This window comes from Photobacterium sp. MCCC 1A19761 (assembly GCF_037389125.1).
Taxonomy (GTDB): Bacteria; Pseudomonadota; Gammaproteobacteria; order Enterobacterales; family Vibrionaceae; genus Photobacterium.
The window spans coordinates 1-14164 of sequence record NZ_JAZGTF010000012.1; the positions used below are offsets into that span (position 1 = coordinate 1).

The 14164-nt window shown below is 50.1% G+C and carries 11 protein-coding genes; 4 read left to right on the plus strand and 7 right to left on the minus strand.

Going from position 1 to position 14164, the window contains the following annotated elements; all coding sequences use genetic code 11:
* Window positions 1–403 precede the first annotated feature (403 nt).
* Genes VV869_RS13870 through VV869_RS13880 form a run of 3 tightly spaced genes read left to right on the plus strand, consistent with a single transcriptional unit; the run spans window position 404 to window position 3514 of the window.
* Entirely contained in the window at window positions 404–1465 is a 1062-nt protein-coding gene (locus tag VV869_RS13870) for an efflux RND transporter periplasmic adaptor subunit (RefSeq protein ID WP_337735509.1), read from the plus strand.
* Window positions 1466–1474: 9 nt separating this feature from the next.
* The gene (locus tag VV869_RS13875; RefSeq protein WP_337735510.1) at window positions 1475–2731 is read left to right on the plus strand and encodes an ABC transporter permease; all 1257 of its coding nucleotides are present in this window, start codon (window positions 1475–1477) and stop codon (window positions 2729–2731) included.
* Between the two features lie 9 nt (window positions 2732–2740).
* Window positions 2741–3514, plus strand: coding sequence for an ABC transporter ATP-binding protein (locus VV869_RS13880; protein WP_337735511.1), 774 nt, complete (start codon window positions 2741–2743; stop codon window positions 3512–3514).
* A 43-nt stretch (window positions 3515–3557) separates the two neighbouring features.
* Here the strand turns inward: VV869_RS13880 and VV869_RS13885 are convergent, their stop codons facing one another.
* From VV869_RS13885 to VV869_RS13895, 3 genes are all read right to left on the minus strand, one after another.
* Complete coding sequence (locus tag VV869_RS13885; protein ID WP_337735512.1) at window positions 3558–4547, minus strand: hypothetical protein; 990 nt, start codon at window positions 4545–4547, stop codon at window positions 3558–3560.
* A complete protein-coding gene (locus tag VV869_RS13890; protein WP_337735513.1) occupies window positions 4547–5872 on the minus strand; it encodes a sphingomyelin phosphodiesterase in 1326 nt (441 codons plus the stop codon). The genes VV869_RS13885 and VV869_RS13890 overlap by 1 nt, the downstream gene beginning before the upstream one ends.
* A 267-nt stretch (window positions 5873–6139) precedes the next feature.
* Window positions 6140–7471, minus strand: coding sequence for a D-serine ammonia-lyase (locus tag VV869_RS13895; RefSeq protein WP_337735514.1), 1332 nt, complete (start codon window positions 7469–7471; stop codon window positions 6140–6142).
* A 525-nt stretch (window positions 7472–7996) separates the two neighbouring features.
* On the opposite strand from VV869_RS13895, the gene VV869_RS13900 reads away from it, so the two are divergent.
* Window positions 7997–9133 (plus strand): DUF3103 domain-containing protein, encoded by a 1137-nt coding sequence (locus tag VV869_RS13900; RefSeq protein ID WP_443147318.1) that lies wholly within the window; start codon window positions 7997–7999, stop codon window positions 9131–9133.
* A 448-nt stretch (window positions 9134–9581) separates the two neighbouring features.
* On the opposite strand, the gene VV869_RS13905 is transcribed toward VV869_RS13900, so the two are convergent.
* The 4 genes from VV869_RS13905 to VV869_RS13920 all read right to left on the minus strand — a co-directional run bounded on the left by VV869_RS13905 (window position 9582) and on the right by VV869_RS13920 (window position 13834).
* On the minus strand, window positions 9582–11975 hold the full coding sequence (locus tag VV869_RS13905) for a hypothetical protein (RefSeq protein ID WP_337735516.1): 2394 nt from the start codon (window positions 11973–11975) through the stop codon (window positions 9582–9584).
* Window positions 11976–12230: 255 nt separating this feature from the next.
* Window positions 12231–12758, minus strand: a complete 528-nt coding sequence (locus VV869_RS13910) for a dihydrofolate reductase family protein (protein ID WP_337735517.1) — start codon at window positions 12756–12758, stop codon at window positions 12231–12233.
* 107 nt (window positions 12759–12865) lie between these two features.
* Entirely contained in the window at window positions 12866–13276 is a 411-nt protein-coding gene (locus VV869_RS13915; RefSeq protein WP_337735519.1) for a cytidine deaminase, read from the minus strand.
* A gap of 126 nt (window positions 13277–13402) precedes the next feature.
* Window positions 13403–13834 carry a GNAT family N-acetyltransferase gene (locus tag VV869_RS13920; protein WP_337735518.1) on the minus strand — a complete coding sequence of 144 codons (432 nt, stop codon included), beginning with the start codon at window positions 13832–13834 and terminating at the stop codon, window positions 13403–13405.
* Window positions 13835–14164: the final 330 nt, after the last annotated feature.

A 14164-nucleotide genomic window follows, 5' to 3' on the forward strand; every position in this document is an offset into this window, starting at 1 on the left:
TTATATGTCTTCTAAAGTGAAAGTCAGTTGCTCCATCTCGAAAAAGTCTTACAACACCTACGTTCACAAAGACAGCAAGTATCATGACTACAAGTCGAAAAATAGTTACACCAAGTACTATGGTTCTAAAAAGTACTATGCATACAAGGACAAAGGTTACAAAAGAATGAAACGTGTTGTTCAACGCTGCGACAAATACTGGGACTAGCCGCAGTGACACGATTACGCGGACAGTCATCGTTCGATGATTGATCTCGCGATCGTGCATACCGATCGTAGCGGGACGCTGAACGCGCCCGCTGCCCCACACATAAGTGTCGGGTGAACGCAGACGGATCTGCATCGCACTGCCGGCGATCATTCATCGCTGATCAGCCGCTGGTTATGTGGAGAGTTCAGACCTATGCCCCATTTTTCCTGGTTCAGCTATGCCGTTTTTGTTTTCTGTTTTTTCCTCGCCGCATGCGATCCTTCCCTAGGCGATGGCCGCGCCTCATCGGAATTTGACGAAACACTCCCCGGAGCTGAGCCGGGCGGGTTGTCGCTGAATCCCAGCCTGGAACAATTGGTCATTGCCTCGGGCAGTTTAAAACCGGTTGGTGAGGTTGAAGTCGGCTCTGAAGTCTCCGGCCGGATCACCGAGCTGCTGGTTGACTTCAATGATAAGGTGCAACGCGACCAGATTATTGCCCGCCTGGACCCTGAATTTTTCGAAGCTCAGCTACGGCAGGCGGAAGCGGCACTGCTGGATGCCAAAGCCACTGTCGATGTTCGAAATGCCTCACTGCGTCAGTCTTCGCGCTCGCTGGATCGGGTCAAAACTCTCAATAAACGCAGCGCCGCTTCAGTGAATGCATTGGATGAAGCCGAAACAGAGGTTTGGATAGCCCGCGCCGAACTGGACCGGGCCCAGGCCGTAGTCAGGAATCAGGAAGCCGCGCTGGAAGAAGCCCGCGTAGCCCTGGCCAGAACCACCATTCGTGCGCCCATTGACGGCGTGGTTCTCTCCCGAGAAGTCATGCGCGGACAAACCGTCGCCGCCAGCCTCGAAGCACCGAAATTATTCAAAATTGCCCGTACCCTGACAAAAATGGAGATCCATGCCCGAATTGACGAAGCGGATATTGGCCTGATCCGGATTGGCCAACTCGCCGTGTTCACCGTACCGGCCTACGGCGAGCGACAATTTGAAGCCCGGATCACGCAAATCCGGGTCGCCCCGATCATCGTCGACAACGTGGTGACCTATACCGTGGTGCTGTTGGCAGAAAATCCGGACGAGTCTCTGCTGCCCGGTATGACGGCCATTGTTGAAATCAACGCCGAAGCCGCTCCAGTCCCGGATGCGCCGAACACGCCTCAGGAGTTCACCCGTGAAACAACCGACCCGCTTCACGCCATGCCCCGCGCATCAATCTCCAATCCCCCCGAAGCAGCCGTTTCGGCGGTTGCCGATGATAGCTAGCGGGGTGCTATGATGCATGCCGGACTGCACCTCACCCACGCGCTGCGCACGATTTACCGCCACCGCCTGCGGAGCCTGCTAACAATCCTCGGGATCCTGATTGGCGTCGCGGCGGTGGTCACCGTGATCGGCGTCGGGGCCGGCAGCCAGCATCAGGTACTGCAGCGGGTCGAAAGTCTGGGCGCCAATTTGTTGTTTATCGAGCCAGGCATGCTGGAAAATGGCGGCGTACGACTGGAGCACCACACCCCCACCCTGACCGACCGCGATATTGAAGCCATTCGTCAGCTCGTTCCGGGGATACAGGCTGCCGCGCCGTCGATTTATGCCGACGGCCGGGTGCTGTATCAGGCCAGAAACTGGATCAGTCTGATCCAGGGGACCACCGGGGATTACTTTCAACTTCGGGGATGGGCGATAGCGCGGGGACGTGTGTTTACCGAACGAGAAGCAACCCTTGCCCGAAAAGTCGCGATTCTGGGCCATACCGTTGCCCGGGAGCTGTTCGCCACCAGTGACAATTCGGTCGACCCTCTCACGGCTGCTATCGGGAAAACCATCCGGATTGGCAAAACGCCGTTTAAGGTGATCGGCGTGCTCAAACGCAAGGGACAAGCCCCCGGCGGCGCAGATCAGGACGATAAAGTCCTGGTGCCGCTCGCCACGGCCCGGCTACGGGTGATCGGCCTGAGCCAGACCCATCCCGGTGCGATTCACTATGCCCATCTGCGGGTCAAGGATCCAAGCCGGATCCCGCAAACCATGCTGGATATTCAGCAGGTCCTGCGCCATCAGCACCGGATTCCGGACGGCCAGCCCAATGATTTCTTTGTCAACGATCTGACCGCCATTCAGGAAAGCATGACCGAAGCGACCCGCACGCTGACCTTCTGGCTCACCTCGGTGGCTGCCATTTCACTGGTTGTCGGGGGGATCAGCATCATGAACGTCATGCTGGTCGCGGTGCGGGAACGAACCGAAGAGATTGGTTTACGCCGGGCGGTGGGTGCCACGAACCGAGACATCAGGAATCAGTTCCTGATTGAAGCAACCTGCCTGACGACCATTGGCGGACTCTCCGGGCTGATTCTGGGCTGCGGACTCGTGGCGATCATCGCCCATTTACGGGACTTTCCCGTGGTGATCACCCCCGGTGCCGTGCTGCTGGCGATCGGTTCAGCCGCAGCGGTCGGAATCCTCTCCGGGCTCTATCCCGCGCTGCTCGCCGCCCGGCTCGACCCCATCCGCGCCCTGAAACAGGAGTAGTTCTCTGTCATGAATTCTGCATCAGATCTATTTCACCAAGAGCTTAGCAACCCAAAGGCTATCGACCAGTGCACTGCTAACCAAAAGCCTGACAAGCAAGATCCTCGGGATCACTCGGACGCGCTGGTTCACCTCGACGGCGTCAGCCGGACTTATCCGATGGGCCAAACGGATGTCACCGCGCTGCATGCGGTGTCATTCACGGTCATGCCCGGCGAATATATCGCAATCACCGGTACGTCCGGTTCCGGCAAGTCAACCCTGCTGCAAATTATCGGCTGTCTGGATCGCCCGACGCAGGGGCACTACCGCTTAAACGGCACCCGGGTCAACGCACTCTCTGATGCCGCCTTGTCCCGTATCCGCAATGCCCAAATCGGATTTATCTTTCAGGCCTTCCACCTGTTGCCACAACTCAATGTGCGGGAAAACATCGAGCTGCCGCTGCTCTACAGGCCACTCACCCGCCAGCAACGAACCAGCAAAGTCCAATCTGTGCTGGAGAAAGTGGGGCTGACCCAGCGCGCATCCCACAAGCCGCAGGAGCTGTCCGGCGGCGAACGGCAGCGAGTCGCCATTGCCCGGGCGCTGGTCGGCGACCCGTCGATCTTGCTGGCTGATGAACCCACCGGGAATCTGGATCAGCATACCGGGGATGAGATCATGCAAACCATTGAAGCCCTGAATCGCGAAGGGGTGACCGTTCTGATGGTCACTCACGATCTGGCGCGTGCCAGCCGCGCCAGCCGTGTGATTGAGATGAAAGATGGCCGGATTTTGTAGCTGTTGTTGCTCAGAAGGCTGAACAAACCGTACGAAACAAACATCATTGAGCAAAGAAAGCCCGGCGGAAATCCGCTATCTGTTGCTGATAATAGGTTTGCCACTGGGCTTCCGGCATCGACACATCGTCCGTCGCTCGCTGATCGGCCAAATCCTGCTTGAGCCGGCTCAGCGCAGACTGATAGTCACTCACCTGCTTCGCTTGTTGCGCCACTTGCTCCTGACGCTGCGTGATGGCCGCTTGCTCAGAGTCCGTTAAATAAACCTGTGCCAGCTGCGCTCGAAGGCGCTGCTTTTGTTGCGGACTGTAGCTCGCCGGGATCAGCGCAACCGCTTGTTCATATCGGCCAGCACTGCTGTCGATGGCCAAAGCACCAGCACGATGTTGCCATGTCGCCACCAGCGCTTGATATTGTTCGATGAATGTCTCAGGTGGTGCGTCCGCCAGTGCCCGGGATTCGAGCTTAAAATCGTATAACGCAAATTCATCAGCAAATAGCTGATCGGCATCGGCTCCCCAGACGGCAATTGCCTGCGCTTTCACCGCTTCAACCCGCTCGGCAATATCCGGCGTTTGCGCCAAATCCAGCTCACCCAGCGTTTGCTGCCATCCCCCTTTCATGGCCGGATAGTCTGCCAGCAAGGCGTATCTATCAGCATCCAGCATGCCCTCCAGCGTGCTCAGTTGATGAAGGCAATTACCTTGCTGACCGCATGCCGACCAGAATGCTTCTAATGCATCCCGCAGTTCGCGACCAGAAGCTTGATTCAGGATCTGACTGTTCGCTTCGAGGCTTGCAGGCAGTGCTTCCTGTGACCCTGTCACTGATACTTGTTCGGCTGTCGAGGCCATTTCCGTCGATTGACCGGTCACAACGACTGGAATTTTATGCTCAGTAACGGCATGTACTTCGCGAGATTCCGCCGCCCCTGCACGATTGCCGGTTGGCACTTCGGCATCCTCGAAAGATTCAAACACCAGGAACATGCCCGCCGTCGCGGCGAGCATGAGGATTGGGATCACGCGTCCCATTACTTAATCACCGCCGTAACCGGGAAGTGATCCGACAGGTTGTAATGCTGCCACAGTCGCTCATCAGTGGTACGCGGAACATCGACCCGGTTGGTGTTTTCCGATTTCTGGCCATATTCCTCACTCACCATCACATAGTCGAGATACTCGACATTTTCGCCGCCGGACAACGCTTCACCGGCGAAATCGTTGATGCGCGGATCAAATGTAGACGCCGTATAACCGGCGTAGGTTGGCTCGGCCGCATTCAGATTGGCCATCATCTGCTGATAATCCCCCGGGAATTTCAGCTTATTCACGTTGAAATCGCCGCTGTAGACCACGGTTTCGTCAGCCGGGATATTCAGCGACCTCGCCATATCCCGCATTTGTTTGAACTGGCGCTGGCGGTATTCACGGGCCGTATCGGTATCGAACGACGCGGTATGGGTTGCGAACACATGATAAGCCTGTCCATTTTTAATCACTTCAGCGTAGTTCACCCCTTTATCGGCAAAACAGTCGGTGCCGCTGCAATCCGGGAACACGTACTGCGCCTGATTCACAATCGGGTAGCGGCTGACAATCATCACGCCACCGTCATGGATGTTAAACCCATCCTGATCCAGCATTTTGGTTTGGTACGGATATTCCTTGGCAAGCTCGCGCAGAAACGCATCCCGGCCACCAGCGAAAACTTCCTGAAGCGCCAGTACATCGTACCCTTTCACATGCGCCGGGATGATATCGAACCGATCGTCAATATGAGAGGCCACCGCCGGCAGCATCCAGATGTTATACGTCATCATCTTCAGGGTATTGGCATCCGGATCGACCCCTTCATCCTGCTTTTCCGGTGTCATGGTGTAATACAAATCGTCGTAGCGTGCCGTACTTTCTGACTTAAAGGCGAGCTCGACCGCACGTTCCCCAAATGATGTCGATTGGTAGCGATGGACATTGCGGTCATCTTTCAGGGCCAGCGGGACATCTGCTGCGGTGACGCCGTGCTCGATGGTCGAGTTATACCAGTGTCCCACCATTTTTTGGAACAGTGTGACGCTTTCACCCCGGGCATTGGAAACCACCGTCTCAAACTGATACGTCTGGCCCGATTCCACCCCTTCCCAACGGTTAAAGCTCATGACCGCTTTGGTTTCCCACGGGCCTAATGTTTGGGTGTGCTGCTGCCATTCCTTGCCCAATTGCAGTTGATCGGTTCCCGTGTGCTTGATCTGAATCGATAACGGCTGATCAGAGTTATTGGTGAGATACACATCGGTATCCGCCATGGCCGGAGCGGCCAGCATCAGCGAAAGCGCTGCGGTCCACTGCTTGATCTTCATGGTACATCCTTTTGTTTTTCTAAAAGAATGGCCGAAGTTAGAGTATTTACGTTACAGATTCTTGATCAATTGATGAAAATGATAATGAAAACATTTACCGCTTATTGGAAGTGATAAACCGCTTCCAATTTAAGTGTCAATCCCCTGTTTTTAAAAAGGTTTTAAAGCAGCACGGAAAATTTGGAGAGCGTCGATTAAGAAAGATGATGTTTAAGTGAACATCAGAAGACATCAGGCACAGCCGGGGCCGTGCCTGATGAGTGAGGATTAATCTTGGGATTGAGCGAGATAAACCGCCATTTCCTCATCCGGCACCATCCCGCCGCCGGTGGCCCAGACCAAATGGGTGGCGTTTTTCATCGTCTGCTCATCGAGCCCGAATCGCGCGCGGTATGCCTGCTCCCTGGTGACCCAAACCGGTCCTGTCATTCCCGCCAGTGCAGACGGCTCCAGCTGGATATCTTCGTACCGGCTCAACTCAGCCAGATGGTGATACATCCGCTCATCGCTGATGGTGTAATAGCCATCCAGCAACCTTTCCATCGCCCGGCCGACAAAACCGGAAGCGCGGCCCACCGCCAAGCCGTCGGCGGCGGTCACATTGTCGATCCCGATATCCTGCACCGAAATGCCGTCATGTAAGCCCGTGTGAACTCCCAACAGCATACAGGGTGAATGGGTTGGCTCGGCGAAAATACAATGGACATGATCACCAAAGGCCATCTTCAAGCCGAAAGCCACCCCGCCGGGACCACCGCCAACACCACATGGCAGATAAACAAAGAGCGGATGCTCGGCATCGACCTTGATTCCCAACACATCGAACTGTTGTTTCACCCGCTCTCCGGCAACGGAATAACCCAGAAATAAGGTTTTCGAATTTTCATCATCGATAAAGAAGCAGTTCGGATCCTGCTCGGCCTCTTTTCGTCCCTGAGCAACCGCGACCCCATAATCCTGCGCATACTCAACCACCGTCACCCCGTGCGAGCGAAGCTTGCGTTTCTTCCACTCACGCGCGTCAGCGGACATATGTACCGACACCGAGAACCCCAGCTTGGCACTTATGATGCCGATGGACATTCCCAGGTTGCCCGTCGAGCCAACCGCAATGCTGTATTGACTGAAGAAATCTCTGAATTCCTCGCTCAACAACTTGCTGTAATCGTCAGCTTCCGTGAGTAAGCCCGCCGCCATGGCCAGCTTTTCCGCATGAGTTAACACTTCATAGATCCCGCCACGCGCTTTGATCGAGCCGGAGATCGGCAAATGGCTGTCTTTTTTCAACAGCAGTCGTCCGGTGATTTCAGTACCGTATTGCGCCGACAAGGCACGCTGCATCTCAGGAATGGCGACAACGTCGGATTCAATGATCCCGTTCGATGCCGCCGTTTCCGGAAACGCCTTCATCAGATACGGCGCGAATCGTTTCAGGCGGTCACTGGCATCACGGATATCCTTCTGCTCCAGTCCGACATAAGGCAAGCCTTCGGCCAGCGTTGTACTGTTCGGGTTAAACCAGCAGACCTCTTCCAGGGCAATCAGTTGTTTCACCAACGGAAAGTCACAGCTCAGTTGCTCGATATTCAATGTACTCATATCCATCCCTGTCATTTGATGGCGAGCACCGAGCCCGGCTCGACACACGACATCTGTTCTTGTTTTGCCGTATTAGACAGCATCTGGAGCGAAGGGTAAACGCTGAGCCGCCACTGGTGTGAGCAAGTCGAAACCCTCTGTTGCACTCCCCGGCAAACACCTGCAACCAAGCTTCCAGCACCACAACTGCTTTATAAACTGTGCTTTTATTCAACCCAAAGAAATCAGACCTTTTCTTTGCCCTCTTCCAAACCGATTGTTTTTTCACCAGATCCATTTCAAACCACCTTATCTGTATTGAGAATACCTATCATTCAGTGAACGCATCTCACAGATAGAAACATGGCTGTTGTTCGTCAGAATCGTTCAGTGGCATAAACGAATGTATGCGCAGCATTGCAATGCGCATAAATTAGAATAAAAACTCAATGCGAGGACACACCCATGAAACTGACACGATCGCTTGCTGTGACGGCTGGACTATTCGCGACGGGTGCGATAGCTGCCCCCGATTCTCCGACACCGATAACACCGACGCTTGCATCCCCCACACCGGCCTCATCCACGGCGGTCTCGACAGCCGAATCCAAGCGCGCTCTAGCCCTGAGCTTAAGTCAGCAATACCAGCAGCTGGCACCGGTTCTGCATCGCACGATCAGCCAATACCAACTCAATGCGCCCCTCAACGAACTCAAGCAGAGCAAACGTGCGGCACCATTTGCGCAGTCGATGATGGCAATGGATGAGGCTTTACGGGTCGAGAAAGGCATCGACAGTTATACCGACACCATCATGGAACTGCGCCTGGCGGATCAATCCATGCTGGCCCGCTGGCAGGCAGGTCAATCCCCGCTTTTTGCCTGGGAACCGGAAGGGAACGATCAACACTGGCAGTACATCGAAGCCTACGATATCGACGGTAACATTCACCTACTGGATGTCTATGAGGTGCCGGATCGCCCGGTGCTCGTCGTTGATACCAATTCCCGCAAAGAGCTGGAAGCCGGTATCAAAGCAATGAATGATGAGATTAAACGCTTGCAAGGGGAACATCATCCCGATGCTGCACCCCGCTCAATGGCACACCAATCGTTTTCAGCGGCCGCAAGTGACTTTAATACGCAAGCAGAGGTTCCCAGCATCTCAACCACGGTGCTGAGCAAAATCCGCCTGAAAGATGATCAGGAACCCTGGATCTCCGGCAAAGCGGAAGTGTATGCAATTGTGACGGGGGTGAATCCAAGCCGTGATGAGCCGGTGTTGGATATCATCGATATGCCGTATCTGGACTACAGTGAGACAGACTACTTCCCGAACCAGGTAATGATCCACTGGCAGCGCTACCGCTGGTCGGCGGCTGATATGCTGCTCATGGAGAAAGATGACGGTACCAACTACAAAGACTTAGCGCGCGCATTATTAGAAGTTGCGACCGCAGCCCTGAAGGCGATTCCTGATCCTGAAGTGCAGGCTTATGCGGTGATTCCGCAGCTCACCGGCAAAGTACTGGAAGCGATCCCGGATAGCTGGGCGACCAACGACGATGACTTTATTGATGTCTACTACACCCTGCGCCAGGGCCAGACCTATACGGACTACACGGCAGCAGGCAACAATGCCACGGCGACCTTTACGCCACTAACCATTGATCCGACTCAGTAGGGCATCTGTATAAGTGCGTGCGATGCACAATATACAAGCCTGCGATTTGCAGGCTTGTCATGCGAGCGATAAGCCTGATGAACACATCGTCCAGACCGCTACCACCTGATATATAGTAGCTCATACTGGATCTTACACATCCGCTGGAAAGTTACGGCTAGATCGTACAGTCGACCTGCGTGTGTCGTAACTCACAACTGGACAGAACCTGCTTAGACCTTTTGCTCTGTTTTTACAGGGATTGATGAGGAAAAGTATGGGAGGGCGTTGACTTACACGATGTAAGACCTAATCTCATCACTTCCCCCTCAGATTTTATTGAGTCCTATTTCATTAATCTGACAGGTTGGATTTAAACTTATTCACTTTATACTAATTAGCGGATGACTAAGCTGAACGCCACCAGCTGAAAAAGATAACTGTCAGATCAAGTTTGAGCTAGCACAAATTACGTAACTATTTGCTCCCAATCACTCCAAGCTACACTATTATCATCTATAAACTCTTGAGTCCAATCACTTTCACTATCGCTTAGGTTTAAAACAAGTGTGTTTTCATTTGATTGCCTTAAGTCAATATTATCTTTTCCGTAATGCGCAATTCTTATGTCGTACATCTGGCACCCCATACACCTGCAATCGTTAGAGGTACACTTGTCATACAAGAGCAGAGTAACGTCATTCACAAAATCACGGAACAATTGTGTAAATGTCCCATTCCCATTGTCAATGGTAAATAGAAGAGAGAACCTCTCAATCTCATCCTTATCACCAGTTTCGCTTTGCTTCTTTATTTCTTCTAAATCCTCGATAATTGCGCCTTTAATTAGATTTGCTTCATTGTCGAAGAATGGATCTACAAGCACTTCAAGAGCGTTATGCTTTGTCCAGTGCATGAATTTGTCAAACTTCGCATCAGTTTCAATAATATCCAACCTGTAAGAGTCAAGAGTATAATTGACCTTGTTCCAATTTTCGATATAAACCTTAAGTTCAGTAGGAGCGGTGATAAGAAAAATCGCATTTTCAAATGTAATATACTCACCAGTTTCAAAATCAGAAAAGACTAATATTGGAGCGTAGAAGTTATTTAGTTTGTCGTGTTTTATTCCAATACCTCTGGTAAATTTCACAACTTTAAAAGACTCACATTCGACTAAATCTAGAGGTTTAGTTGAATGCTTTTGAAGCTCCTGTTGCATACCTTGGACATTTCCATCTATCGAATAACACAAAGGGCTTTTATTTTTAATTGAGTCTAATCGCCACTCTTCTAAACGAGCACATACTTCTAGGGCAGCATCCCTATTATACCTTTGAACTTTTCCTCGCTCTTGAATATACTGATGACTTCCATCTTTCAATTTAGTTTTTATACAGTAGCCACCGTTTGAATCACCAACAGGATTAGAGTTCCAAAGGATATTCTTTATGGGCTGATTTACTGGGTATTCCTTCATGCCACTCCATAAACCTTGACTTTTATCTAGTAGTGAAATCCACTTATTAAAGTCAAAATTATTAAATTCAGGGCTTTTCTTTACACCATCATTTATTGTTTTCCCTAAAACCCTATCTGAAACTCGCAAACATTCTGAATGAATACTGCCCGCATCGAACGGCAGCCCTTCTTCCTGAATTTCTACTAAATTTGACGGGTAAGACAGTCCGTTTTGGCAATGTATACACTTAGTCGCATCATTATTTGCTAAAATGTGACCTCTAACTTTTTCAGAATAAGCTTTAGCTATTGGAGTGTTATCGTATTCTCCACTATCGTTGGAATTGATAGGAACTATCAACAAATTGTCAGTAAATTCAGCGTTTTCTTCCAGAAACCGTTCCGCCCCTTTATATGTCGAGAATCGGGCATATATTTCAAATTTATCACCGTTGCTCATTTCAATGGCATTTTCGTGAAACTTTATTCTAAAATTCCCCCGCTCATCAAACCGTTTCAATTCTACTAGTTGATAATCGTGATCAGGATAAGGGGACTCCATTAAGACCAACTCTCTTCCAGAACATATAGTATAATTGTCTGCATCAAATTTAACTTTGAAAAAGCTATCTAATTCATCATCTCTTCGTTCAATCTCTTTTATCTTAAATTTGCTTAGGAACTCATTTATGCCCGAAAAGTCAATTGACTGACGATTTTTAGACCAATCTAATGCTTGAGCTATAACAAGATTCCAAATCAGATTAGATTCGATATTGAACTTGTTAACCAATGACTCCAAAAAGCTTTTCTCATGAATCCCATCTTGCTCAACATCTAAAACTACTATGTAAATTTGTTTAATCAGCTTTTCTAGCTCATCACTAGCAGGGTTACCAAAGCCATTCTTAACATAAGACTTTTGTATACATCGTTTTAATTTCCCATATGCAGCTAGTTCAGATTTACTCAGTGGGTTCTGTTCTATCGCTTTTTCGCTCAATCTCGCAGAATTAGTGATTTTTTTTAAATGTTTGCTTATTGATTTTGAGGTTTCACCCGATGTGATGGCAATGTAGGAGTCATTATCATTTTGAGAGTTGTGAAATTGTTTTACAAATTGCTCTATGGCTTTATAAAAATCTGAGCCATCTTTATCTGAAAGAGTGAGCTTTCTTTTAGCTTGCAAATAAGATTTTGAGTTTTCGTGAGTTAATACAATATCGTCTATATCGTCATCTGTCTCAAAAGCAACTTTTAATACTTTTCCGTTGCTGTTTCGCCTTTCCAAGGCTCTTGAGCAATCTAAGCCCAGCCCCATATGTAATACAAAATATGCAGAAATTCTTTGTTGGTAATCTGAACCTGCGTTTGTGGCAGCGCCACCACTCTTATTGATCAAGCTATTCCTCCTAAGTAAGTTAATGGCCATTTCAAATCAAAAAGATACCATCCCCTTACAACTCCTTGCCACATGACGGGGTCAAGTCTTGCATTTGGCATGCAGTCCCTTTAGCCAGCTTTGACTACTCTGAATCATTATAAAAACTTGGTCAAGCCAGACCTACTGCTAACTCGTTTTGGGGCAGAACCGAGTTAGGGCAACCTGTCAGATTATGTCACACCGAGGAAACGAAACTGACAGATTGCATTCAGATTAATCTACCTGATAACGCGTTTTCACCATTTGCCCAACCAAGACCTCTGAGTTGACCAAAGACAATTTCACTTTGCTCTCTAACGGGCCAAACAGCGAAATACCGTCACCAAGGATGACCGGCATCGTCGTCACTGTTATTTCACGGAGCACACCATGGCGAAGCGCGCTTTGAATCAACTGACCACCGTCAACATAAACGGATCTGACATTGCGGGACTCAAGTTGCGTGAGCATATCCGACAAACTTCCGGAAACAATCGTGACTTTATCTTCCAGCTCCTCAGGCAGAGATGTCAATGAATTGCTGGCCACGTAAACAGGCTTGTCGTATGGCCAGAAACCAAACGAAGCGACTTTTTCAAAAGTATGCTTCCCCATCAGCAATGCATCGACAGTGGACATAAATTCGGCAAAGCCAAAGTCACTCCCCTCCGGATTCTCAATGTCTTCAAGCCAGTCCAGTTCTCCATTTGGTCCGGCGATATACCCATCCAGGCTTTGTGCCATATACGCAGAAACTTTCACGTTGTTCTCCTCCAGACTTCACACCAATAACATCGCTCTCTCATCAGGCTTTGACAGAGGTAATCAGCCTGTTCACGAACCGAAGAAAGCATCCCCAGTTCGTGTTGTCACAACACATCACCATTCACCAAAGACCAATGGTGCGGCATCAGTTCTCGTATTGTTTTGAAAACCAGATCATTCCCTTTCGTGGTTATCGCTGCTTTCACATCACCGCCCCAATGAACTAAACGCTCCTGGCAAACCCCACAAGGGGATAAAATCAGGAACTCGCTCTGTTCGTCTTCGCGACACAGACACAACGAGTGAGTCACCGCTTCGTTGAGTTTATGCGCTTCCAAATAAGCCCCTACTTCCATACAGAGCGACAATGCGTCATTTTTCACATCTGGCGCGACACTGGTTAAAATTTTGCCGGAGGCCGTTCTTACTGCGGCTGCACCACCCCAGCCTGTCGGATAACGTGTTTCGATGAGCTGAACAGCTGCGTCGTAAAGGTCTTTTTCAATGTGTTCCATTTCAAACATTCCATATTTCCGAAAGTGCGATTGTACCCTGTACCTGATGCACCGGCGATGAATCCAGAAAGCACCCTCCGATTTGAGCTCATGTGAGGAAGCCCTGCGTTTCGAGAAAAAGCAATATCAGGCGTTTTTCACATCAAGCAAAGAGAAGTGATGGCTCGCAATGTTGAACCCTTCACGCAAGTAGAACTTATGGGCCGGAAATCGCTGGACGCCGGAATCGAGATGGATCTGTTCACATCCGTTTTCCAGCGCATACGCTTTGAACCAGTCTATAAGAAACTTACCGACACCAGTCGAACGATCATTTGTATTCGTGACTAAATCGTCAATGTAGATGTACTTGCCCCAAGCCAGTTTCTCCCCCACAACAAAACCCGCCACCGCGAGGATCCCGCCCGGTGATTTCACGTAAACAACCTGATAGCCGTTCGCTTGTTGTTTTTTGACCTGAGCCGACAATGAGTCAAAGTCATAAGTCGTCCGCAGTTGCAGCAGCACCTCAAGCACCGCTGAATAATCTGAATCGTTATCTAAAAATCGTACTTCCATGTTTTCTCCATTTGTCGACTAATGCAAGCAATGGGGACTTGCTGGATTAGGGAAAGGGCTCTTTACTACTCAAAGCTCAGTGCTATTCAGAACGCAGCGAACACCATAGAAGGCAAATTCCTCTCTTTATGTTGCTTCGTTAACATATATCTACTCTTTTGTGCCTTTAAGTTTTCCGTGCTTTAACTCAAACCCTCGCACGATGACTGTAGTGGTCAAGTAAAATTGGCCACAGTTTTAGAGTCATTCCAGAATAACCGTTCTGACTCATTTGGCGTCAAACCACCGTTATATTGATGTGGCCTGACCTTGCTGTAATATTCCGTGATG